26 protein-coding genes are annotated in these 24,061 nt (G+C 34.6%); 8 read left to right on the top strand and 18 right to left on the bottom strand.

Features of this window, described 5'->3' with window-relative positions; translation table 11 throughout:
• Nucleotides 1-191: 191 nt before the first annotated feature.
• The 5 genes from AC1RNS_RS13325 to AC1RNS_RS13305 form a co-directional block, all read right to left on the bottom strand.
• The gene (locus AC1RNS_RS13325) at nt 192-521 is read right to left on the bottom strand and encodes a DUF3889 domain-containing protein (protein ID WP_492993288.1); all 330 of its coding nucleotides are present in this window, start codon (nt 519-521) and stop codon (nt 192-194) included.
• 89 nt (nt 522-610) lie between these two features.
• The gene (locus tag AC1RNS_RS13320) at nt 611-742 is read right to left on the bottom strand and encodes a hypothetical protein (protein ID WP_492993287.1); all 132 of its coding nucleotides are present in this window, start codon (nt 740-742) and stop codon (nt 611-613) included.
• Between the two features lie 20 nt (nt 743-762).
• Entirely contained in the window at nt 763-987 is a 225-nt protein-coding gene (locus AC1RNS_RS13315) for a hypothetical protein (RefSeq protein ID WP_492993285.1), read from the bottom strand.
• A 129-nt stretch (nt 988-1,116) separates the two neighbouring features.
• The gene (gene coaW, locus AC1RNS_RS13310; RefSeq protein WP_492993284.1) at nt 1,117-1,953 is read right to left on the bottom strand and encodes a type II pantothenate kinase; all 837 of its coding nucleotides are present in this window, start codon (nt 1,951-1,953) and stop codon (nt 1,117-1,119) included.
• A gap of 441 nt (nt 1,954-2,394) precedes the next feature.
• A complete protein-coding gene (locus AC1RNS_RS13305) occupies nt 2,395-3,129 on the bottom strand; it encodes an SDR family NAD(P)-dependent oxidoreductase (protein WP_492993283.1) in 735 nt (244 codons plus the stop codon).
• A 219-nt stretch (nt 3,130-3,348) separates the two neighbouring features.
• Here AC1RNS_RS13305 and AC1RNS_RS13300 point away from each other — a divergent pair, with 219 nt between their 5' ends.
• Complete coding sequence (locus AC1RNS_RS13300) at nt 3,349-4,170, top strand: squalene/phytoene synthase family protein (protein WP_492993281.1); 822 nt, start codon at nt 3,349-3,351, stop codon at nt 4,168-4,170.
• A gap of 58 nt (nt 4,171-4,228) precedes the next feature.
• Here the strand turns inward: AC1RNS_RS13300 and AC1RNS_RS13295 are convergent, their stop codons facing one another.
• Entirely contained in the window at nt 4,229-4,717 is a 489-nt protein-coding gene (locus AC1RNS_RS13295; protein ID WP_492993280.1) for a metal-dependent hydrolase, read from the bottom strand.
• Nucleotides 4,718-4,938: 221 nt separating this feature from the next.
• On the opposite strand from AC1RNS_RS13295, the gene AC1RNS_RS13290 reads away from it, so the two are divergent.
• Entirely contained in the window at nt 4,939-6,180 is a 1,242-nt protein-coding gene (locus AC1RNS_RS13290; RefSeq protein WP_492993279.1) for a ferredoxin reductase family protein, read from the top strand.
• Nucleotides 6,181-6,236: 56 nt separating this feature from the next.
• Here the strand turns inward: AC1RNS_RS13290 and AC1RNS_RS13285 are convergent, their stop codons facing one another.
• A complete protein-coding gene (locus AC1RNS_RS13285; RefSeq protein ID WP_492993278.1) occupies nt 6,237-8,267 on the bottom strand; it encodes a methyl-accepting chemotaxis protein in 2,031 nt (676 codons plus the stop codon).
• Between the two features lie 244 nt (nt 8,268-8,511).
• Here AC1RNS_RS13285 and AC1RNS_RS13280 point away from each other — a divergent pair, with 244 nt between their 5' ends.
• Entirely contained in the window at nt 8,512-9,138 is a 627-nt protein-coding gene (locus tag AC1RNS_RS13280) for a nitroreductase family protein (protein ID WP_492993277.1), read from the top strand.
• Between the two features lie 232 nt (nt 9,139-9,370).
• Here AC1RNS_RS13280 and AC1RNS_RS13275 read toward each other — a convergent pair whose 3' ends face one another.
• Nucleotides 9,371-10,090 carry a hypothetical protein gene (locus AC1RNS_RS13275; protein WP_492993276.1) on the bottom strand — a complete coding sequence of 240 codons (720 nt, stop codon included), beginning with the start codon at nt 10,088-10,090 and terminating at the stop codon, nt 9,371-9,373.
• Between the two features lie 312 nt (nt 10,091-10,402).
• Here AC1RNS_RS13275 and AC1RNS_RS13270 point away from each other — a divergent pair, with 312 nt between their 5' ends.
• Together AC1RNS_RS13270 and AC1RNS_RS13265 are read left to right on the top strand one after the other, a co-directional pair.
• Nucleotides 10,403-10,819 carry a hypothetical protein gene (locus AC1RNS_RS13270; protein ID WP_492993275.1) on the top strand — a complete coding sequence of 139 codons (417 nt, stop codon included), beginning with the start codon at nt 10,403-10,405 and terminating at the stop codon, nt 10,817-10,819.
• A gap of 212 nt (nt 10,820-11,031) precedes the next feature.
• Complete coding sequence (locus AC1RNS_RS13265; protein WP_492993274.1) at nt 11,032-11,589, top strand: hypothetical protein; 558 nt, start codon at nt 11,032-11,034, stop codon at nt 11,587-11,589.
• Between the two features lie 150 nt (nt 11,590-11,739).
• On the opposite strand, the gene AC1RNS_RS13260 is transcribed toward AC1RNS_RS13265, so the two are convergent.
• The 4 genes from AC1RNS_RS13260 to AC1RNS_RS13245 all read right to left on the bottom strand — a co-directional run bounded on the left by AC1RNS_RS13260 (nt 11,740) and on the right by AC1RNS_RS13245 (nt 14,109).
• Entirely contained in the window at nt 11,740-11,970 is a 231-nt protein-coding gene (locus tag AC1RNS_RS13260; protein ID WP_492993272.1) for a YdbC family protein, read from the bottom strand.
• 97 nt (nt 11,971-12,067) lie between these two features.
• Nucleotides 12,068-13,051: an HNH endonuclease signature motif containing protein gene (locus AC1RNS_RS13255; RefSeq protein WP_492993270.1), complete on the bottom strand. Its 984-nt coding sequence runs from the start codon at nt 13,049-13,051 to the stop codon at nt 12,068-12,070.
• 11 nt (nt 13,052-13,062) lie between these two features.
• Nucleotides 13,063-13,386, bottom strand: a complete 324-nt coding sequence (locus tag AC1RNS_RS13250) for a pyrophosphohydrolase domain-containing protein (protein WP_492993269.1) — start codon at nt 13,384-13,386, stop codon at nt 13,063-13,065.
• 30 nt (nt 13,387-13,416) lie between these two features.
• Nucleotides 13,417-14,109, bottom strand: coding sequence for a nuclease-related domain-containing protein (locus AC1RNS_RS13245; protein WP_492993268.1), 693 nt, complete (start codon nt 14,107-14,109; stop codon nt 13,417-13,419).
• Between the two features lie 250 nt (nt 14,110-14,359).
• On the opposite strand from AC1RNS_RS13245, the gene AC1RNS_RS13240 reads away from it, so the two are divergent.
• Complete coding sequence (locus tag AC1RNS_RS13240; protein ID WP_492993267.1) at nt 14,360-14,848, top strand: hypothetical protein; 489 nt, start codon at nt 14,360-14,362, stop codon at nt 14,846-14,848.
• Between the two features lie 46 nt (nt 14,849-14,894).
• Here AC1RNS_RS13240 and AC1RNS_RS13235 read toward each other — a convergent pair whose 3' ends face one another.
• Nucleotides 14,895-15,986, bottom strand: a complete 1,092-nt coding sequence (locus AC1RNS_RS13235; protein ID WP_492993266.1) for a DUF1835 domain-containing protein — start codon at nt 15,984-15,986, stop codon at nt 14,895-14,897.
• 169 nt (nt 15,987-16,155) lie between these two features.
• On the opposite strand from AC1RNS_RS13235, the gene AC1RNS_RS13230 reads away from it, so the two are divergent.
• Nucleotides 16,156-17,325 (top strand): pyridoxal-phosphate-dependent aminotransferase family protein, encoded by a 1,170-nt coding sequence (locus AC1RNS_RS13230; RefSeq protein ID WP_492993265.1) that lies wholly within the window; start codon nt 16,156-16,158, stop codon nt 17,323-17,325.
• Nucleotides 17,326-17,967: 642 nt separating this feature from the next.
• On the opposite strand, the gene AC1RNS_RS13225 is transcribed toward AC1RNS_RS13230, so the two are convergent.
• The 5 genes from AC1RNS_RS13225 to AC1RNS_RS13205 all read right to left on the bottom strand — a co-directional run bounded on the left by AC1RNS_RS13225 (nt 17,968) and on the right by AC1RNS_RS13205 (nt 22,479).
• Nucleotides 17,968-18,624: a GAP family protein gene (locus AC1RNS_RS13225; protein ID WP_492993263.1), complete on the bottom strand. Its 657-nt coding sequence runs from the start codon at nt 18,622-18,624 to the stop codon at nt 17,968-17,970.
• Nucleotides 18,625-18,650: 26 nt separating this feature from the next.
• A complete protein-coding gene (locus tag AC1RNS_RS13220; RefSeq protein WP_492993261.1) occupies nt 18,651-19,391 on the bottom strand; it encodes a MerR family transcriptional regulator in 741 nt (246 codons plus the stop codon).
• A gap of 17 nt (nt 19,392-19,408) precedes the next feature.
• Nucleotides 19,409-19,558 (bottom strand): hypothetical protein, encoded by a 150-nt coding sequence (locus tag AC1RNS_RS13215; protein WP_492993260.1) that lies wholly within the window; start codon nt 19,556-19,558, stop codon nt 19,409-19,411.
• Between the two features lie 1,141 nt (nt 19,559-20,699).
• Nucleotides 20,700-22,016, bottom strand: a complete 1,317-nt coding sequence (gene dsdA / locus AC1RNS_RS13210) for a D-serine ammonia-lyase (RefSeq protein WP_492993258.1) — start codon at nt 22,014-22,016, stop codon at nt 20,700-20,702.
• Nucleotides 22,006-22,479 (bottom strand): YaiI/YqxD family protein, encoded by a 474-nt coding sequence (locus AC1RNS_RS13205; RefSeq protein ID WP_492993256.1) that lies wholly within the window; start codon nt 22,477-22,479, stop codon nt 22,006-22,008. The genes dsdA and AC1RNS_RS13205 overlap by 11 nt, the downstream gene beginning before the upstream one ends.
• Nucleotides 22,480-22,665: 186 nt before the next feature.
• Between AC1RNS_RS13205 and gdhA the strand changes: the two genes are divergently transcribed.
• Nucleotides 22,666-24,039, top strand: a complete 1,374-nt coding sequence (gene gdhA, locus AC1RNS_RS13200) for an NADP-specific glutamate dehydrogenase (protein ID WP_492993254.1) — start codon at nt 22,666-22,668, stop codon at nt 24,037-24,039.
• Nucleotides 24,040-24,061 lie beyond the last annotated feature (22 nt).

Below are 24,061 nucleotides of genomic sequence, written 5' to 3'. Positions count from 1 at the left end.
TCTATGCGATTCGTGTTCCTCCAACAGTTTTTTCCGCCAGCTTCCTTTAGACTCCGCGTCGCCATGGACATCCTTGCTCTTGGCTACCACTACTTCTGTCCTCAGAGTTCGTAACTTACATCCTATTTTTCATACACTGTTTCCGCACATAAAAAGGATGCCTTTTGCCAGGCACCCTTGAACTTTAAGCATTATGAGGTTACTTCTTGTAATTCAATGTTTTCTATCTTATTTGTCTTTGTGACATAATGGATTTTTACATAGACCCCAAATTCCTTGTCACTTTGTTTTAGCCATAGCTTAAATTTTTCGATTGTTGTATCCCCTTGAGTTTCTCTTCCCTCATGCAAATAATCCACTATCTTAGCTTGTGGATATTTAATCCTCACCTCTTTTATTGCTACTATACTCCACTTAGCATAGGCTGGAGCCTCCTGTTGCGCAAAAACAGCCGTTGGAATATGTAATGGCGAAGTAAGTAATACAAGAAAAGTTCCAACTGTTAAATAAAATTTTTTCAATTTAATCTCCCCTTTTGGTGTATAAACTGTTGTACAAAGCAAAAAATAAGTGCTCCAAAAGCAAAGCTTACTTTAGGAGCATTTTTTGATTATTGTTTAGGTTGTTGAGGATTATTATGAATAACTTGATTAAATTCTGCTGAGTATTCTTCACGATCATTTCTTTTATGGACATCTTCTTTCTTTTTCTTCTTAAAGCTCGTTTTATTTTTCTTTGCCATTTCTAACACCTCCAATTTAGTTATTTCTTTTTATTGGATTGCTGATTTTTATCATGGTTTGTTTTATTATCTTTATTTTTAGCCTTAGCATCAAACTCAGCTGAAAGTTCTTCATTTAGGTTGTCATTAGGATTATTGTTATTACTATTACTTCTATCGAGATCTTTGCTTTTGTAGGTACCGAAAGGATTATGCGTTCTAACATTCATCGTTTTTTTACTGTTTTTATTATTTCTATTGCCCACAGATCTTCACCTCCTACCTGTAATGTGCTCAAGAATGAAGGATTTATGCTTTGGGGAAATCTTCAATGGTAGGAATAAAAAAATGTACATCACCAATCATCATTAGTAATGTACATTCTTATTTGTCCTTTAGACAATTGTATATTCAGATATATTTAGTAAAGCTCCAACTGCCCCAGAAAAACCGTGGTCATTTATAAAAACGGGTATATGTTTTTTTGTACGTGTATAATTGGCTATTACACGAGTAAGATGATCGTTATTGCTTAAGGTAGAGCCAATATAAACAATATGTTGCGCATTTTTCTCCTCTGCATATTGAATACTAAGTGTTGTAATCACCTCTCCAACAAGCCCTTGTACAGTAGCAATAATATCTTCCGCTGGATGATTGACAAACTCTGTAATACCGACCTTCCCAAAATTACTAGCTGTTAAATGTCCATCAATGGGCGTATCCATCCCTTGGTAGATATCTTTGACTAGCAAGTCAATAGACTCCCGATTACCATTAGAACCCATTTCTCTTATTTCATTGTAATCTGTAATACCTGTTGTAAGCGCTGACAATCCAATTAGTGTTCCACCGCCTATTCCGGTTCCCCCAACACGAATATGCGTATTGCCTTCCATATAATGAATTGAAGTACCAGTACCAATATTCGTGATCATACTACGCTCAAAGAAATAGCCTTCTTTATGTAGCAAAAATCGAACACCCTTCAATGTAGCTTCAAATTCTACTATATAATGGATTGATTTCATTGCCTTTATGACTTCCAGTAATTGCTCCGTACGTCCTCCCGTAACACCAATATCCTCAATATCTGGATGATTAATAATCCAATCCTTTACAGCCAGCAAATCATTTGACGGAAAAGTTGATAAAACAAGCTCATTGTGCTCATCTAAATAAGCAACTTTTGTCAATGTGCCACCTGCATCAATACCTATAGCCTTTGGCATACCATTCTCCTTTAACTTTATTCAGTACAATCTCTATTTAAACGGGTGAGATATATACTAGATTTTGCTTTTATTCAGGATGCGTTTAAATGCCTGCTGAATAAAGTTCATGCCCCCACTGTTGTCATGGATTTTGCAAGGAGTTATTGTGTCAAAATCCCGACGTATCTTCTATATAATAATGTCAGCAAAAATTACAGTTACCATTCTTGTCCCACGTAATTGTTTATTTGCCCTTTCTAAACTTTAACGCTGTTGAAATGATTGTGCAATAACTTAGCAAACTTTCATGAAAAAAACACGAAAAATATCAAAATACTTCTATTTTTCACCTTTATTGCGAAAGCATTTTTATTACTTTATCATTTTTTTATTAAAAGAACAAAAAAAGTGAAAATGCATGCATGAACATACATTTCCACTTTCTTTTTTCATTTATTATTAACGGGCTGAATACCCGCCATCAATTACTAGTTCAGCACCTGTAATATAGGATGCCTCATCTGATGCAAGGAACAAAATAGCGTTAGCAACTTCTTCTGGTCTTCCAAGTCTGCCCATTGGTGTAGCTCGTACAAGCATATCCATCGCTTCTTTCGCTTCAGATAACTTAGCTGTCATTGGTGTTTCGATAACACCTGGGAAAACAGTATTTACACGTACATTAAAAGCTCCTAACTCAGCTGCTGCTGCACGAGCAATTGCGCGGAGTGATCCTTTAGATGCTGTATAAGCATTCATGCCTGCACCAATAATTGCTGTATAGGAAGATGTATTAACAATAGAACCTTTTCCTGCTTCTTTCATATAGTTAGCAGCATGTTTAATCCCTAAGAATGGACCAAAAGCATTGATATTATGCATAATCGTCCAGTCTGCTTGTGAAATTTGGTCAGGACCTTTTTCAGATGAGATACCAGCATTATTAATTAAAATATCAATACGACCATATTTGTCGATGACTGCTTTCGTTACCTCTGCCCAGTTTTCATCAGAAGAAACATCTAATTTCATTCCCTCTACATGCTCTAGCTCAGAAATTTTTGCTAGGTTTTCTTCGTTAATATCAGCAGCAATAACTGTAGCTCCTTCTTCCGCAAACAATTTAGCCATTGCAGCACCCATACCTGATGCGCCACCAGTAATAATTGCAATTTTGTTATCTAAACGTCCCATAAATAAAACTCCCTCTATGTCATATTTTGTATCGCAAAAGTCCAACCAGTATTTTGAAAAAATATGGTATAGAACTAAATAGTTTACTATTAAACTTTATCATCTTTTTAAAGCGTTTTCAAAGAATATGACTAGAAATTAAACAATCTGTTTTATCTTTCCTCACTTTTGCGATACGATATACTATAGATGTGTGACCATGTGAACGGAGGAATTGTAGTGAAAGATCAAAAGACACTTTATAAAGAAGCGATGCAGGTTTTAAAGGAAACTAGCCGCACTTTTTATATACCGATTACTTTTTTAAAAAACGATTTGAAAATGTCAGTGGCAGCTGCCTATTTAGCTATGCGTGCTATTGATGAAATTGAAGACCATGAAATGCTTTCAAATGATGTAAAATTTGATTTACTAACGGGAACAAGTGAATTATTAAAGGAAACATTTGATGCCAAGGCATACGAAGTATTATTAGCACCATATGCAGATCAACTACCTGAAGTATCTCTTCGTTTAGCAGACTGGCTTACTTTCTGCCCTGAAGGCTCACGAAAAATTGTCCAAGCATCAACGAGTGAGATGTCTTTTGGGATGGCCAAATGGGCAAAAGCAAACTGGCAAGTGCACACGCGTGAGGATTTAGATGATTATACATACTACGTCGCAGGGCTTGTCGGCACAATGTTGTCTGAGCTTTGGGCGTGGGGTGCAGACATTCAAACAGATCGCGATTTAGCTATTGGCTATGGACGAGGTCTCCAAGCCGTGAATATTTTACGTAATCAGCATGAAGATATGGATGAGCGTGGCGTAAGCTTCGTTCCTGATGGCTGGACACGAGAGGATTTATTTGCATACGCTGAGGAAAACCTTGCAAAAGCCGATCTTTATATGAAGGATATCAATAAACGCACAGTACTTTTATTCTGTCGTTTACCACTAGCACTTGCTCATAAAACATTAAATGCGATGAAGGATGGTCGCGAAAAAATAACACGAGCTGAAGTCGAAAAAACGGTAAATGAGGTACAGGCTGAATAATGTAGCTGAAATCACTTAACCCGAGTATGAGGAAATTCTCTTACTCGGGTTTATTTGCTTATAAGGTACCCATCAGATTAACTATTAATTCATAACTAAAATATAAAGAAAGCAACGTTAACAACATAAATACTACTTTTTCAACTTTACTGCCTGTTTTGGTTGTTAGTGGGAAACGGACAGAAATAGATACTGGGAAAAACAATTTAACACCCTTTTTTGTCCACATATCCAGAAAAATATGACTTGCGATTCCTAATAAAATCCCCACTGAAATCGCTTTAAAAGGAACTAAAGTATGTAGTAGCATCACCATTAAAATTAAAAAAAGTAAACTATGTGTAAAGGATCGATGTCCAAACAACTTATTAACTATTTTTGAAATGATGGGAAACTTTCTCCCAATTTTGCTGCCCCTATGGCATATATCTGGAAGTAATGCACCGATAATGCCTGCCCCTACTAAAATCATCGGATTATCATTCGAAATTTGTGCAAAGGCTAGGCTAGCAGTAATGCCCCCAACAATATGAGTATTCCCTTGCATAGGACTTCCCCTCTCATGTCTATTATGATTGATCCTCCTTAATTTAACACATCTTCCCCTAAAAGGGAACATATATTCCGAACATACACTCCCATTTTATTTCGAGCTGGGGTAAATTGTAAAAAATATGATAATTACTACGCTTAATTTTCAGAACCATTTCAGGAACTTATTGTATATATAGAATGATTTTAGATAAAAATAAGTACTGGAGGTTATTTATGAAATCAATTAGAGGTATCACATTTATTATACTTATTATGGGAACCAGCGCTTTACTTTGGTTTTTTGCTACACCGATAGAGCCGCTCCATTCTTTGGATAAGCTTAGTCACATGATTGGAGGCTTGGCAATTACCGGTTTCTTTCTTGTTTTTTTATTATCAACTAGAATGAAATTGTTAGATCGATGGTTTCATGGTCTAGAAAATGTCTATCGCTACCATAAATATATAGCTATTATTTCACTGGCATTGGTGATTTTACACGGACAGTTGCAAGAGATGGTTCCAGAGGATAAAGAATTTGACACTTCTCTTAGTGAATTTTCTAAAGAGCTAGGAGAGCTTGGCCAATATGGCTTTATTGCCCTTATTTTAATAGCCTTTCTTGCAAAATTCCTAAAATATGAACACTGGCGGATTATTCATCGATTCATGCTAATTCCCTATACCTTCGGAATATATCATGCATATTTTTCTAGTAAATACGATTTACTACAACCTACACCTTTAGGCATTTTCTCCGCCATTACAACAACTATAGGATTTATGTCAGCATTATATATGCTAACGATGTATCAGGATATGTTTTTTAAATACACAGGTAAAATTACAGGCATACAACAAATGGGCTCGAATGTAATTGAGCTTGAGCTAACACTTGATAAAAAAATCCCCTTTCAATTTGGTCAATTTGTTTTTATAAAATTTTTTCAAGATGGATTAGACAAGGCACCACATCCCTTTTCAATTTCTAGTGGGGATGGTGAAAGAATTTTCGTTACCATAAAGGTACTTGGAGATTTTACACACCAAGTTTATCACTCTATAAAAATAAATACAGCTGTTGCTCTTAATGGACCATATGGGCAATTAAATTTCGAAAAAGGTCCCCAATCACAAATTTGGATTGCAGGCGGCATCGGTATTACTCCTTTTTTATCTTATTTGCAGTCACAGCCCTTTGATCGTACTATTGAATTATTTTACACTTATCAAGGGGAAGACAATGCAATCTATAAAGATTACTTACAATCGTATGCCGTAAGTAATCAGCAGTTTAAAGTAAATTTTATTGATACTACCCAAATGGACAGGCTGTCATTTGAAAATTATCATGTACCAGCAAATACCCAAGTCTATCTATGTGGTCCTGACAAAATGGTCAAGCATTTTACTAAGCAGTTGAAATCCCATAATAACGATATCATGATAGACTTTGAAGCATTTAAATTTAGATAATACTCGTTCAAAAAAGACCATCGTCCTAATAATTAGACAATGGTCTTTTCAATGTACTATATAGTAAATTTACCTGTTTCCTCCTGAAGATCCTGTGCCAGTTGTGCTAATTGTTCAGAGGCTACGGCCATTTCATTCATGGTAGAAGCCTGCTCCTCTGTGATGGCTGACACATTTAAAGTATGGTCATTGGTTGCCATTGCTTGCTGACTAATTTCTTGAACCTTCGAAGTCATGTCATGTAGCTTTTCATAGGCATTTGATGTATTGGTACTCGTCCTTTCAATCATTTGTTTTAAGTCTTCAATCGCATTGCTGATTGCATCAAAGGTACTTCCAGCCTGCTGTACAGAATCAATGCCATGGTGAGCAATTTTACGACTTTGCTCCATCATCGAAACAGCCTCATTGATTTGCTCTTGAATCGTCCGAACAACAGTGGCAATGTCTTGTGAGGCATGGCTTGTTTGTGTTGCCAATGCCTTTACTTCCCCTGCAACTACTGCAAAGCCTTTCCCTGCTTCTCCTGCACGTGCTGCTTCAATCGCTGCATTTAAGGACAATAAATTTGTTTGGTCTGTTATGGATGAAATAAGTTCGCTCATCTTTTCGATTTGGACGGATTGATTTTTTAAGCTACTTATCAGATTTGCACTATTTTCCACTTGTGTATGCAGCTCCGTAATTTCATTCACGAAGGCACGGATTTGCTTGGAGCCTCCACTTGCAATCTGAGAGGTTGTTGCAGATTGCTGAACGGCACTGTCTAAGGCATTAACAGCAAAATGCATATCCTCACCTAAAGCGGATGTGACAGAAGTTAGTTGATTGCTAACTGTCTGTTGCTTGCTGGTATTCTCTGCCACGTTTTGCATAGAGACGGCTACCTCTGTGACGGATTTACTAACCTCTTGGACACTAGCTGTTAGTTCTTCAGCAGTGGAGGCAACTGTGTCTGTTTCAGCTACGATTTGCTTCATCATTGTTCCTAATGCATCTACTGAATCATTATAATACTGTGCCATCTCGCCAAATTCATCCTTTGTATTTATCGACATTCTTTGAGTTAAATCACCTGTAGCAAGATTGCCTAAATGGCCATTTATTGTACGCACTTCCTGACGAATATAGCGTGCAATTAAATAGATAATTACGGATATTACACAGATAAGAATAATACTAACAATAATTTGTTGATATAGCATTGCTTGTACTTCACTATATAACTCAGTTGTCGGAACAATTAAAATAAGCTTCCAAGGCATTCCTTGTATCTGTTTATATTGCAATGTGTATTCTTTACCATTAACCACTGTTTGAATCAATTTTTTATCCCCAGCAATTTGTTCGATAGGAATTTTTAAATAGTCCTGAACCGTTTCTTTATTTACCTTCTTTACATCAGGATGTGTTAAAAATGTTCCCTTATCATCAATTATAAATGCATAACCACTTTCTCGTATTTTCACCTCAGATATAATGGATTGGATAGATTCAAGAACATAATCACCTGTGATAACGCCAATTGGGGTTTGTCCCTTTAGAACTTGAATACCAAAAGTAATAAACATCTCTCCTAAAGCTTCATCAAAAAAAGGCTCTGTATGTATAATGTCACTGGATTGTAAGCTATTTTTGTACCACTCCTGTTGATGGAAGGCATAAGCTGGATCTTGATATACATCTGTATAGACAATTTTTTCTCCATCTTTATAGGCATATGGTCCAAAAATCTCTCCATTGGCAGCGTCCTTTTCAAGCCAAAGCCCCATCCCATAGGTTTCCTTATTTAATGGCAGTAACTGCTCAACAAAGCGTGTAAATTGTTCTCTTGACATACTATTATCTGCAGTTTCTATTGCAGATTTAGCACTATAGATTAGCTGATTATGTGCATGTAATTTATTTTCAACAGAATTAGACACATCGTCAGCTAATAATGACATCTCATGTTCAATCGAGTTTCCAAGTTCATTCGACGCTTTTAAATAACTTAAGAAGGACATGCCACCTAGAAATATAGTGATGATGGGAATAAGTATACCAATTTTTGCAAAAATTTTTAAATTACCTAATAGTTTCTTCATTTACCTTCACCCATTCATATTATTTTAGTTCTATAGTTATCTCTAGTATAAAGGGAGTAGACTACGATAAATATGTTTTTTTTGTAATTTTTTACATAATGGGTAAGTACTCAAATTTTACTATGATTTCTTTCGATAAATAATACGCAAATCAATCCGCTCTAATTCGAGCAATTTACTTGGATTTTTTCAAAAACTATCGTATAGTAAATTTCATCATAGAAAAAAGGGGTTTTTTTAAACAATGACGATAACAAAAAGTTATTTAAATAAAGTAATGCATGAGCGAAAATCAGTACGCAAATATGAAGCCAATTATAAAATTACACAAGCTGAATTAGAGGAATTACTTACGGAGGCAACAACAGCACCTTCATCAAGTAATTTACAACCATGGCGCTTTTTAGTGATTCAAGATCCAACTGTAAAAAAAGAATTACGCCAGATTGCTAATAACCAGGAGCAAATTGAAACTGCCTCTGCTATTATTGCTGTATTAGGTGATACGGAGATGTACAAAAATGTTGAGGAAGTTTATACTAAAAACTTCGAGCAGGGCTATATGGATGAGGCAACAAAAAATAGTATGATCGAAAATTCGTTAAAGCTCTACCCAAATCTGCCTAAAGAAATTCTAAAAAATATAGCAACCTTCGATGCTGGCTTAATTTCTATGCAAATTATGCTTTTAGCTAAAGACATGGGATACGATACTGTTACAATGGGAGGCTTCAATAAGGAAGCTTTTGCAAAGCACTTTGAATTAGCAGATCATCTAGTTCCAATTGTATTAATCGCTATCGGCAAAGCAGCTGCACCCGCTTACGGCTCCTCACGCCTGGCTTTAAATGACATTGCGAAATTTATATAAAAGAAAGATTTAATAAAAAAACCCATAGTGTTAAATATATGTAATAACAACTTAACATTGAAATTAAAAGCCTGTATCTTAAATTACCAAGTATCGATACAGGCTCTTTTTTATTGGCTATGTTCGCAAAGAATGTAGATAGTCAGAACCTTTCTTTTATATCAATAAGAACATTAGCATTTTGTAGAGATATAAAGAACAAACCTCTAATATGTTATTGCTTATTTTTGTTTTAGCTCTTTAATTCCATTCTTATTCTTTTTAACGCTAATTCAGCCGCCATTTTCCCGTTATATTGCCCGTGTTCTTTAACCCAATTTAATTTTTCTCTAGCGGGCAAGTATTTATGGAAACCTAGAATTTCAGCAGCTCTCTCCTGTACCCACATATCCGAGTCTTCTAATAGGGGAATAATTTCATGCAATTGTGTGTAAGGAGTCAAAGCCATAATTGAAAACAAATATTGAGTTCTTTTTTCTTCATCTAATTCAGGGGTTTTAAGAAGGTTCTTCAATTCTACAATGGCTTGTACATCCTGCCTTAATAGCAGATCATCAGTATGCTCTTTGGACAGGGGGTAATATTTCGGAAATTCATACCAATCACTTTCAGGATTTTCTAATAGGTTTTTTATGAACGTTTGTATATTAGGGTACACTGGGGACAAGTCGATTTCCTCATGGTTTATATAGCAAACTTTACCTGTCAGTGACCCAATCATGTAAACACCCACATAATTGGAATTATCATCTGTCCATAATGGAAAAACCTCTGAACTATTAACATCTTCATTAAGGTATAAATACACTTCTGTTGCTTCTTCAAAGGATAATAATCGTATCATAAAATCATTCTTGTGCTTCAAATAGATTGGATTATCGAAAGCATTCATTATTTCTTGAGGTATTGATATGTTTAAAAAAGTTGAGATTTGATTAAAAAAATTGTCCACTATGTATCCTCCATTCATCATATTTACAACTAACTCGAAATTTGAGCCTCTTCATATAATCCGTTTGAATCGACAGAAGATAACTCCTAAACATATTTTACATTGTTAAAATACAAATCACTAGCCGTTTGATACTTTTATCTAGGTTTGTAAAAACCTGTAGAAATGGCAAATTTCATATTAAAGGCTTTATTCTTACGTTAAGAATACTTAACGTTTAAAAATGTATAATAACGTTGAATATTAGATTATTGTGCCTTAACATACAATATATAGAAAATAATTTCACAATAAAAGGAAGAGGTGTATTTTATGGAGTATAAAGAGTATTTGAAAAAATTAGGCGAAACAGCGTTAAAGTATGCTGAACTATCAGATAATGAAAATACAGTAGACTTAACGCCTGTTCCTCAAGAAGGTATAAGTGGAGATATAGAGGAAAATATTTCATTTAATAGGAACGGAGACTGGACATTTGAGTATTCAAAATATTGTCCAGTAAATATCAGTGCAGATGGTTGGATAGATGGAGCACCAGATGGCTCAGTCTTTGATGTGTATATAGATACGAATTATCCTGAACATAAAAGTTTTAAAGCAGTACTTCAGGGACAGAAGTTATCAACGACTATTAAAACAAATACTTTTTCACAGACATCTCTAAAAATCCGCATTCATTCTAACAAGCCAAATAGCACTGGAACATTCCACTTGCATTATAGCATTTAGTCAAAAAGTGTGTATTGTAGCCCATTTTAGTCCATGTACTTTCCAATGAGCTACACTAAAATCCAAAGAAATCCATATTAGTTTAATTGTTTGGTCGCTTTTTGGCTGCCTATTTTTTTGAATCAACAAATAAGAACACTCATCACAACTATTTTTATCTTTTATGGAATAAACTATATTTTTTTAATATAAATTACTAAGGAGGAAATATTATGACAGTTGCAGTAAAAAATTTTAGCAGCATTATGAATCAAATAAGAGATGCTTATGTAGGAGAGTCTACTAATGAATTTTCTTTAGCAGGATACATCGGACTTCAAGCCCCTTCAGTATCCGATACACCTGATGAATTGCAAAAATTAACACAAGAATATCAGCAGAATGTTAATAATTTTTATGAACAAGAAGAATTAGGCTTAAAAGAAAATGTTAAACAATTAGAAAATAATAATGTGAATAAAACAGATTTTTTTGAGAATATGCGTAAGAAAAAAGAAGAAGCAATAAAAAAGTCAGAAGACATGATTAATAAATTTTATGATTCATTGACAGATTTTGGTGAAGAACATCCTGCAACGCAAATAATCATCCTTAACCTTGCTGATAAAGTTGGAGCTTTTATACAAGACATTATGAATAAAGTTGTAGATGTTTTTGTTGGTGTGATAGATGCTGTAAAAAAGGCAATTAGTGTAGCTTTTGATTTTATTTCTTCTACTTTCAATTCAATTGTTGATACAACGAAAAACTTCTTTTCTGAGTTATTTTAAACAATAATGAATAAGTGACAATTTAAAATAAAGATATCCTTTTTAATTTAGCTATTAACCAACTAACTAAATTAGTAGTAGATCAGCTTCAAGTACGTTAAACGGAGTATTAAAATGGTTAAAAGGAGCCGCACAGAACGGCTCCTTCTTTTATAATTTTGAAGTTGATAATTTCGAAAGTTTCTCTGCTAAGATCTTCATTTCAGCGGGTGAAAGCGTAACACCTTTTCCCATTTTTGTATGATCCTCTGACCAATCTCGAATATCAAATTTGGCTTCCCTACCATTCCAGCTAATTAGATTTAATTCCTTCTTCCAACCCTTATTTCCCTCCGATAAAACAGCGAGTGTTTCAATAATTTCATATTTAATATCAGCCATATGCATTCCTCCATATTTTAATTTGTCATACAAATTATATCTCAAAAAGTGGAGTAGCAAACATTTAAGGCAATTATTGATTTACCCTTTTACCTTATTATCTTTTTGGTTCCCATAAGGTTGTGTATCCATTCATTATTGAGTAATCATATAAATCTATAAGTTTCGTATTTTCATATGTACGAAAGTAAAAAGGTTCGTTTACGCTGGAGGATAAATGATCATTTCTTATAAGCATTGTTTCTAAATATAAACGGGTGGCAATTTTATCACTCTTCTGTAAATTACAATCATTGCAGGCTAATACTAAATTCCATAGATTATCATTTTGAACGAAGCTCCAAGGGATAAAATGGTCGACATGTGTTTTTCGGCGACTAGATGATAAATCACAATGACAGTAGAAGCAACGATTTTGTTCAAATTGTGTAAGCACCTTGTAAAAGGTTTCTAATGAACTACGCTTTGAAATTACTTCGATCTTGGAAAGCAAAGCCATTGTACTTGTTGCTTCATTCACTTTTTCTAAATATTTTACCAAATGATAGTTTGTTAAATTCATAAGGACACGCTGATATTTTTTCATAAACTCATAAACAGGACGATTAAAACGAAATTGCGCACGTTTAATATCAAATGCATAGAATACACCAGCTGTATCACCATAAAATGCACCAATCACATTTTGCTTGCAGTCACGTTTAACATCATGGACAATTTTCAACTGTAAAGAATCCGCAAGCTGATCAAATTGCCATTCGGATGAAATACTATAGTCATTTACATACTTTTGCAAAATGGTTTGAGCTCGAGCTGGTTTATTTTTATTAGGGGACTGTACTAATTGATGACGAATGACTAAATTCCAATAAATATTAGTGAAAGAGTAAAAAATTTGATCATAGCTAAGTGTTAATTCATCCTCTACGTTATATAAGTTTTCAAGTAATGCTTTAAAAAATACATATTTATAGGAAGTTGCGACAGATGAACGATAATAGAAATTGTTAAGATGTTGCCAAATTTCATGCTCCGTAATATATTTCTCCTGTATTTCACCGACCCTTAAATCATGTGACACGTTTCTTTCACCTACTCCTCTACTTCCATCAAATAGATCCCTTTGGAAAACCCTCCACGTTGTTCTTTCTTTTGAGCACGAATTTGCTCCAATTGCTCATAGGAAACATCAAGCTTATGTATGGCCGCGTAAACTAGTTCTAAAATATCTGCAAGCTCTTCTATAGCCTCTTTTTCTGAAGCGGACTCCTTAAATTCTAGAGCCTCCTCTTGCATTTTCTTTTTGATTTCTTCCAAATATTCTTCCTGTTCTACTATTCTTGTTACACATTTTTTGCCACTCGCTTCTATTACTTGAGGTATTAAATCGCGAACCAATTTATTGTATATTGGCATATAATCGCTCCTTTTTGAAATCCTTTTCATCTAAGGCTTTCCATATCTTTGCTGAATCGTGCGAATATGTTTTTTCTTCATTGCCTTGGAAATTTGCATTTGTGGTAGCAACTGATTGTAAATGGCTTGAATATCGCCTTTAGAGAAAATTGGACTAGCAGATTTTTGACGTGCTTGGATAAAATGTTTTAACTCCTCTCGTTTTAAAACATGTATATTAGCGGAAGTCAGCTCCACTTTTTTTAATGTACAGCTTTCACCAAAAACAATAACCGAATGAATGGCTTTGTTTGGCAGCTTTAAAAAATCTTGAATAGCACGGGTATGTATAGCATTTTGACGGATTGGATTAAAAAATTTATATTTTCTCTTATTTTTCGGCATTGTTTGCGTCCATTGCTGATGTGCTTCATTTCCGAAAATCCAACCACTATAATTTTTTGATTCCAATACATATAAGCCAGTTCGATCAATATAAAGAAGGTCAATTTCTGTTAACTCATCCGAATTTCTTTTCGGAATATACATATTAACTAATTGTCTATGACTTTTCGATGCATGTTTCTCAATAATTTTTGAAGTTAAGTACTCACCATACCTTCCTTTATTCCATTTAACTGTTAAAATATGATTTTTAGTCAGCTGATAATAGGTACTTTTACGATAATTTTTTTCCATGAAATAAATGCACAGTATTACACATAGAATAACAACTAGTAACATGACAATCCCCCTTTAATCTAGAAATTTTTAAAAATGAATCTTCAAAACTAGTATACCAATATTTCCAAGGATTTTTTTTGCAATTTTTTCAGTATCCGCTCAAAAAAACATCATCAAAGCCTTATTTAAAGAAATTATCCTAGTACAAATATACGATTTTCAATAAATATTACATATAAATTGTTATGGATTTAACATTTTAGGATTGTTATGATTAGGGGGTATTTTTATTTGAAGGGAGGTTTGATCGATGAGCTATGATTCTTATTATTACAATGATTATGATGCGGCGTTAGGCGGATTTTTTTTGTTGATTATTATTGCATCTCTTGTATTAGGTTTAATCGCATATGTTGTTAGTGCACTAATTTATTTTATGGCCTCTAAAACAAACGGCTTCGGTGATATAGCTTACATTGCTTGGATACCACTTATCAATGTTTATAGCCTTTTCCTGTTAACAGCAGATGGTGTTGATAATGAAACTGTTCGTGCTGCAGCTTTAAAAAATACGCTAATTTATGCTGGTTTAATTATTGTTTCATTTATTCCATTTATCGGCATCATTGCTTCACTTGGTGCTGTCGGCTTCACTCTATACTTCACTTACCGTCTATTCTATAGATGGTCTGGCGAAACTGGGAAGGCTGTCCTATACATTATTCTCACGCTTATAACAGGTGGGATATTCTTTATGATTTATGGTTTATTACGTATGAACAGACCTTTCGTTGTCTAGCCACAAGTGAAACCTCTTTTTGTCAGGTGACAAAAAGGGGTTTGTATTAATCGCGCAGTTTGACACTATAATGTCTCATTGATTTGGGAATGCCTTTTAATGCCAGAACTCCATTATAAACTAAATATCGAATTCTATACTCTAAATAGAAGACGTTTGGACACTCGTCCATTTGAGATATTAATTCTGTAATTACAGTTCCTGTCTTAATAAAATTCTTTATAGTTTGTTCTCTATGTAACTTCTCGACCACGTTTATAATCAATGCATCAAAATAATCTTCTGATACATTTATTATTTCCCCATTTACCCATTGTCGCAATACATTCCTCGTTTGTGATATATGTTCCCATTCTTTTTGAAGGGATAGTCTCTCCTGAACAGTTAAAGACTTGTTTTCACTATTCATAAAGAGCTGGCTTAATTGTAGCGATGAAAGTTGTCCTGTATTACCATATTTATTGTGCTCAGAGGTTTGCATAAGATAAATTTCGTTTGCTTTATCGTTTAATAAATAAAGAATGAATCGTAAAAGACACTGTTCATTCGCATTGTTTCCAACCCAAATGTAAATAGGAAAATGATTGGGAATATCAACTATTTCACGCAAAGTATTTACGAAGTTATGATATTTAATATGATCATCCTGCTCATTATTAATATTTTCAAATAGCCATTCTTTACGGGAAACTTGCCCTAACTTCTCTTCTAACTGACACAATGGACCGATAGAGAGATCGTCAGGAAACCCAATAATATGCCTTGGCGGAACAAGTGCCACCCTTAGTGACCCAGCTGTTGATTCTGAGCAAGTAATATGAACCACCTGAGAAGAAGGTGTTATGGATTCATACTGTGATACAGAACGTTGCTGCTGAATGGCGTCGTTTATGATTTCCACTATATTATAAAATTGCTCTTGCTCAAGATAGAAACTCCAAGGATTCTCTGAAGGCCTACTCTTATCATGATTAAACGCTTCAAATTGAAGAGGATGCTGTAGTTCATATGCCTCCCATTCACCTAAATTGATGACATCTGTTAAATTGACATATTCAAGTGATTTGATTTTATAAACAGCAACTATATTCGGTTTAATCAATAAATATACAAATGGAAAATGGACTTTTAACTTCATAAGCTTCATCCTCTTTTTATTAAATTTTACCATATTTCCTTAAATAATTTCTTTTTCTATTCTCTACCATTAATTTTTCGAAAAAGGAGTTAGCTAGCAGAATAAATATGCTATATTATAGTTAGAAAATTTAGAATTTCTTATTTCACAATAAAGGGGATTGATGAATGTGTATGAAAATATTTTAAGACACCCTGGACCTACGCCTATTCCAAAAAAGGTTCAGCTTGCAATGAATCAGGATATCTTTAGCCACCGAAGCTCAGAATTTGTGGAGCTATACCGTGAAACGACTGAATTAGTGAAGCCAGTTTTCGGGACAAAGCAAGATATTTTATTACTTCCTTCAGGTGGTACAGCTGCTTTGGAAGCAGCTGCGGTGAATACAGTTTCAGCTGGTGAAGATGTTGTTGTTGTGACAGTTGGAGCATTCGGTGACTATTTTGTTTCGATTTGCGAAAAATACGGCTTTAACGTACATAAGCTTGAAAAAGAATGGGGACAAGCTTGTACAGCTGATGAACTACGAGCATTTTTACAGCCCTTACAAGCGATTAAAGCTGTTTTTGTAACATATAGTGAAACTTCTACGGGTATCTTGAACCCTGTCGCTGAATTAGCACAAGTTGTTCGAGAAGAAACAGATGCTTTAGTCATTGTAGATGGTGTAAGCTGCATTGGAGGAGCACCCGCTGAAATGGATAAGTGGGGTGTTGATATTCTTGTTACAGGCTCTCAAAAGGCTATGATGCTACCGCCAGGACTTTCACTTGTCAGCGTCAGTGACAGAGCATGGAATGTTATTGAGGAAAATAAAGCACCATCCTATTACTTAAATTTATTGAGCTATCGTAGCTGGGCAGAAAAAGGGATGACGCCAAATACGCCAACGATTACACTTATCTATGGACTAAATGAGGTATGCAAACTAATTGAGCAAGAAGGCGGCTTTGATAAAACCGTTGCACGTCATGATTTAATGAAAAATATGGTGCGTAATGCAATGAAAGCACTAAATATTGAATTGTTAACGGATGACGAACATGCCTCACCAACTATTACAGCCATTTTTGCACCAAAAGGTATTGACCTTGGTGAATTCCTAACACATTTAAAACAACACTATCATTTAGATTTCGCTGGTGGACTTGGCCACTTACAAGGAAAAATCTTCAGATTTGGACATATGGGCTATTGCTTCCCAAGCGATATTTTACAAGCAGTTTCATTAATGGAGGCCGCACTACAGGACTTCTCCTATGACTTCGAGCCAGGTGCTGGAGTACGCGCAGCTCATGAAGTATTTTTAGCTACTCAGCAAAAACAGCTTCAAAGATAAATTATCAGTTGTCTGACCATGCAAACCCCAATTCTCCATTCGATGGCTTTTTTTTATGCCATTCCTGCAAGATTTTACACCTGTAGAGGTGGGAGTCTTCAGCTGAATGAAGATAAATTAATTTTAAAATAAAGTGTATAGAAAATAATAATTGGCCCAAACTATTAAAGATTTCACTTCAAATCCAATGACTGGGAGGGTTAACCCGATGAGTGGGATGGATTGAACTCAGAAGGACCATCAAAACTGAATGAAGCTAAAGCAAGATGTCTTAAAATTTTTAAGATCCCATGCGGAAGCGAGGCAGTGTGTCATGGAGCATTTAAAGTAAGTGAGAATCAAGCCTGGAATATTATTTCCAGGCTTTTTATTTTGATACTTATCATACATAACTGATGTTGAGATTTAAAAAATAAAGTTTGAATATTTAACGATAACAAGCTTTATATGAAAACAAATCTAAAGAGCATTTTTTGAAAAAAGATTGATTAAAACTCGGATTTATGCGCCCCTTTATTTTTTAGTATCCTTAAATAAAGTTCAAAAAGTGTCATTCTAAACCTCAACCACAAAGTGATTAAACGTTGATGACTACTTTTAATCATCTTAATACACTTTTTATCCATTGCATTCACAAAAATTTTATAGATAATCTATAGTGTAAAATATTAATATCACCCCAACTATACACATAATCCAGGAGAGGGTAGAACCTGAACTGCTTGATATTTTATTCCGAAGATTAACTAAAATAGGGTTTATCAACTTTCCAAACAATTTATAACCTAAAAATATAAGGAGTGCTGGTAGAATCATAATAAAATTGTATGCTGCTATAATTGGAATCCACTGATAAAAGGGTATATCTAATGTGGTTAATAAACCAATAGACGCAAAATATGGGAAAGCCATACCTGCCTCAATGATAAACGTCGTAACACCAATCATAATTATTGAGAATAGGCTTTGTGTTTTAGGTTTTGGAATATTACTATTTTTATTTGTGGGAATAAAAAAACTAGCAGTAAATAATATCACTCCTATTATGAAGATGACCCAGCTAAATATTTTATTATGAAAAACAGTTGAGAATGTTTCCGTAATAAAATTTAAGCCTAACATCATGGCGATACCTAATGAAAAATACAGTAGCACGACCGTAAATAGATAGGTCAATAATCTTGAAGTTAAATTTTTATTGTCTGTTAAAATCAGAAATAAAGTAACACCAATAATTGTTGGGCTTAACATATCTAAAAGAGCTAAGCCACCCAAATAAATTAATATATCAGTTCCCATCTTTCCCTCCGCATGTGTTCAAATAACTATGATTTATTATCGAGATAATGTACAGATGCCTTTTCCAAAAAATTAAGGACTTCTTGATCAATTGGATATAGGCTATATTTTTTTGATTCCTCGGGTGACATTCTAATGTCCCAAAGTTTATCTAAAAAAGCATCTTCGTCATTAAAGTCTTCACCTTTTTTTACATCCATTCTCTCAATGATATTTTGTATTCGTGAATTACTATAACCAAGGTGCATATATTTTTTTAATTGCCCTACTAAAGCAATCCACTCTAAAGAATCTGGATCGCTACTAGCCATGTTAGGAAGTTTTTCTAATACTTCCGTGTTTTTAAAATTTAATTCATCTCGACTATAATTTAAAGCTTCTTTAGCATCCTTATTATTGTATAAATCTATGATTTTTTTAATTTTAAATTCTTCCCCATCAATCGCTATACCATTTATTAGCTCCCTTAAACTAATTTCTATCTTTGAAAGACGGTCCTTTTCTTTTATCACATAAGATAGTTGTTTTATTAGACTTTTAGACCAATCCCATTCTTCGGACTCTAACATAATTTTGATCTCGCTTAATTGAAATCCTATCGTTTTTAGGAATTGTATTTGCTGAAGTTTCTTCAACTCAGTATTTGAATATAATCGATGACCTCCTTCAGTTTTTGATACAGGTTTCAGAAGTCCTATTTTGTCATAAAATCTTAAGGTTCTAACTGATACACCGCTCTGCTTTTTAAATTCATTAATATGATACAAGCTAATCCACTACTTTCTTATTCATTTGTATGATTAAAAAACATGATTTTTAATACATAACCAATCCCTAAGCCAATCAGCACCCCTGGGAAAGCATTATCAAAAAATAAACCTACTACGGCTCCAATAATAACAAAAGCATAAATAATAATATCGTCTTTCTTCATAATAGGATTCTCCTTTTAAATTAGTGTTAAAGTATAAGCTCTATTACAGTATAAAAGATGACGTAAGGTCACTTTCAACTAATTTAAGCATTCCATTACATAAAATTCGAAACTGACCTTACGTCATTTAAGATAATCAGGGTTAAGGAGGAAGGAAAATAATTAAACTTACAACCATAAGCTTATTTTTAGTGCTAATCATGCTTGCTGGCTGTTCAACAGTAGCGGAGGAAGTAGTAAATAAAGAATCAATAGAAGATATTGAGGAGATTAAAATAAATTTTGCAAGTACAGATGTTGTTTATTCTCCAAGCGAAACAAATGACATATAGAAACATATTTAACGGTTTATGATGATGAACCAGGTGCAATATTAGAGATAATCTTCAGAACAGTTATCGATTGAATTAGATACTGATATTACACGCTTATTAAAGCCAAGTAAAAAAAACAACCACTAGTATGAAGATATCAGTAAATTTTGATGAAGAGCAGCTTAATTTAGAATTAGATATCAATACAAACAGTGGTAGACAATCAATTAATTTAACTCTATACGACAATTCACAGACAATAAGGCGGTTATTGCTTTTTCAGGTAATGGTGAGCATAAGATGCAAATTACAATAAAGTCAGGAAATATTAATTGAATTAATAGAGGGTAGAAAAATAAATGGGCACGAGGCTGGGACAAAAGTGTTTTAGCCAATAAAAATACCGAACTATTCAATGAAACGCTCATGAAGTGTTTTGGAATAGTTCGGTTTATCTATTTATCGTGTTTTGTTAATTTAAAGATTATTCGACTTTATGAAGGAACCATTTAGTTATGTCCCAGCCTCGTTCTCTCTCTATTCAATCAAGTAGCACAATCCTTATCCGTTAACTTAAGTATATTTCTTCACAATCTTATAAGTTTAATATAAATATCCAACAAAAAATCACCTCTAAGAAAACCAAATGAGGTGATTTTTATCAAACTTTATTATAATCAATCAAGTTTTTTTTAAAGCTTCAAATGTCTAATTATTATATATTATCACTGTGGAGAAAATCCTATATTTCAAACTCCCTTATTTTTCGTTGATCATAGTGGCTTAACATGCTCATTTATTGGAGGCTTTTAATCATTATACAACCTTCATGCCTTTTTCAAATATTCCTCACGCATCTCTTGTGGTACCATACTCCCACCAGTTGCCCAAACAATATGCATAGCTTGCTCCATTTTGTCTGTTAAATGATGCTTTTCCAAATAATTTTTCCCTTTTTTCATTAACTGAATCGGTCCAAACATTCCTGCATGTGCAGATGGCTCTAAAAATAATCCTTCACTATTCATTGCCAAACCTAATGATGTAAACAATTCTTCATCTGTCACCGTGTAACATCCGCTAATATACGTTTCCATCACTTTTCCTACGAATTTAGAAGCGCGACCAACAGCTAAACCATCTGCTTCCGTTTTATTGTCTAAGCCAATATCCTCTACACTAATTTCATCATGTAAACCTGTCAGCAAACCGATTGTCATGCAAGGAGATTCTACTGGCTCTGCAAAGAAAACATGCACATGCTCTCCAAAAAGCTCACGAAGTCCATATGCAACCCCACCAGGTCCACCACCAACCCCACATGGTAAATACACGAACAAAGGATGTGCTTCATCTACTTTAATGTTCGTCTTTTCAAATTGGTGCTTTAGTCTTTTCGCTGCCACTGCATAGCCAGCAAAAAGATCCTTTGAATTTTCATCATCAATAAAATGACACTTTGGATCTTGCTCAGCCTCTAGACGACCCTGCTCCACAGCGACACTATAGTCAGCTTCATATTCGATTACTGTTGCACCCTTTTCGCGCAGCAATGCTTTCTTCCATTCCTTTGCGTCACTCGACATATGTACTACGACATTAAAGCCGAGTTTCTTGCCCATAATGCCGATGCTTAATCCTAGATTACCGGTAGATCCAACCGCAATTGTGTACTGCTGGAAAAATGATTGGAAGTCCTCAGTTGCCAACACCGCATAATTATCCTCTTTTTTTAGCTTTCCACTGGCAATAGCTAGTCGCTCTGCATGTCTTAGTACTTCAAAAATACCTCCGCGAGCCTTAATAGAGCCTGAGATCGGCAAGGCATGATCGCATTTTAAGATCAACTGACCAGGTATCGAAACGTCAAATTCCTTTTCGAGAGCTTTCTTTATCAATGTTATGTCCTGAATAGTTGATTCAATAAGACCTTGGCTTTCCAAAAGCTCTGGGAATGCTATTATTAAATAAGAAGAAAAGCGTGAAAGGGTTTCTTCAGCTTCCTCGACTTCCTGCAACGAAAAAAGATTGGTTGTCGCCTCTTTTTGCCGATTTGTATTTTCCCAAAGCACAGTATGCTTATTTGCTAGCTCTTTTAGTATTGGAAATTGCTGAAATAGTTCGTGTTTAAGTTCATTTTTCACCTTCGAATTCCTCCATTTTTTTCGCTAAAATTGCTCGTTCACAAATTTGTCGAAATTTCATTTTGAACGAAATATTGTTTTCTTGTGTTCTTTTTTTAGGTCCCTTTGTGCGTCCACCTGCACGTCTAATTTTCTGTCCAACATGTCTCATTTCGAGCAAACGTTCGATATTTTCATTGGACATTTCTCTTCCATTTTGATCAATTGGATACCCTCCTCTTGCCAAAACCATTGCTGCTAAACCATAATCCTGTGTAATGACAATATCATGCTTTGAAAGCGCATTCACCAGCGTAAAATCAACCGAATCTGGACCTTTAGGAACAATTATTGTTATTACATTATCACGTTCAATACGGTGGGATGTATCGCAAAATAAGATAGTTTCAATCTCAAACTCAGATGATATAGATAACGCTAAATCCACTACTGGACAGGCGTCAGCGTCAATTAGAACCTTCACAATAAGGCATCATTCCCTTCTCATAATTAGATGAATAACTCACCATATAATTATTTTAATATAATATTTTCACAACCCCTCTTGCTCAATTTTTCACAAACTTTAGACTGTTGGAAAAAGTATTTTATTGAATAGTGTGAAAAATAGATATACGATACATCTATCAAATAATTGGAGGTTTTCATTATGACAACTACAACTGTTAGCAACGAACAATTAGCAAAAGAATACGTGGATGGTGTATTCGAGCAACTAAAACAACAAAATAGTCATCAGGCGGAGTTCTTACAAGCAGCTGAAGAAATTTTCATTTCATTAGTGCCTGTATTTGCACAACACCCTGAATATATAAAAGCCAATATCTTGTCACGTATCGTTGAGCCAGATCGTATCATTTCCTTCCGTGTTGCTTGGCAAGATGATAATAATCAAGTACAAGTAAATCGTGGTTACCGTGTTCAATACAGCAACGTAATGGGACCATACAAAGGCGGACTTCGTTTCCATCCTTCTGTTAACGAATCAATCATTAAATTTTTAGGTTTTGAACAAATCTTTAAAAATGCTTTAACAGGCCAACCAATCGGTGGTGGTAAGGGTGGCTCAAACTTCGATCCAAAAGGTAAATCAGATTCAGAAATTATGCGTTTCTGTCAAGCATTCATGACTGAATTATACCGTCATATTGGTCCAGATGTCGATGTTCCTGCTGGCGATATTGGCGTAGGTGCTCGTGAAGTTGGATTCTTATGGGGTCAATATAAGCGTTTAACAAAAGCAAACGAATCTGGTGTGTTAACTGGTAAAACGCCTGGCTATGGTGGTTCCTTAGCTCGTAAAGAGGCAACTGGTTACGGTACTGTGTACTTTGTTAAGGAAATGCTAAAAGATGCTAATGATTCTTTCGAGGGCAAAACAGTCGTTGTTTCTGGTTCAGGAAATGTATCAACTTATGCGATTGAAAAAGCACAGCAATATGGCGCAAAAGTGGTGGCTTGCTCTGATTCTTCAGGCTATGTGTATGATCCAGAAGGTTTAGATCTTGATGCGATTAAAGAAATTAAAGAAGTAAAAGGTGACCGTATTTCAACTTACGTAAACTACCGTCCAAATGCTACTTTTACTGAAGGTTGCACAGGTATCTGGTCAATTCCATGTGATATCGCGCTTCCATGTGCTACTCAAAACGAAATTAACGGTGATTCAGCTCGTACATTAATTTCGAATGGTGTCAAAGCGATTGGTGAGGGTGCAAATATGCCATCTGACCTTGAAGCGATTAACGAATTCTTAAATGCGGGTGTTTTATTCGGACCTGCCAAAGCTGCAAATGCAGGTGGTGTTGCTGTATCTGCTCTAGAGATGGCACAAGATTCAAGTCGTGTATTCTGGTCATTTGAAGAAGTAGATGCAAAATTACATCAAATTATGAAAGATATTTATGCAGACAGTAAAGCAGCTGCTGAAAAATACGGCTACCCAGGAAACCTTGTAGTAGGTGCAAACATTGCTGGCTTTGTTAAAGTAGCAAATGGTATGATCTCTGAAGGCGTCTATTAATAATATTCTTTTTTCAACTAAA

Source organism: Lysinibacillus sp. GW821-FHT14F06, assembly GCF_058803665.1.
Note: the sequence above shows the minus strand (reverse complement) of the source record. Positions and strands in the feature narration are given on the sequence as shown.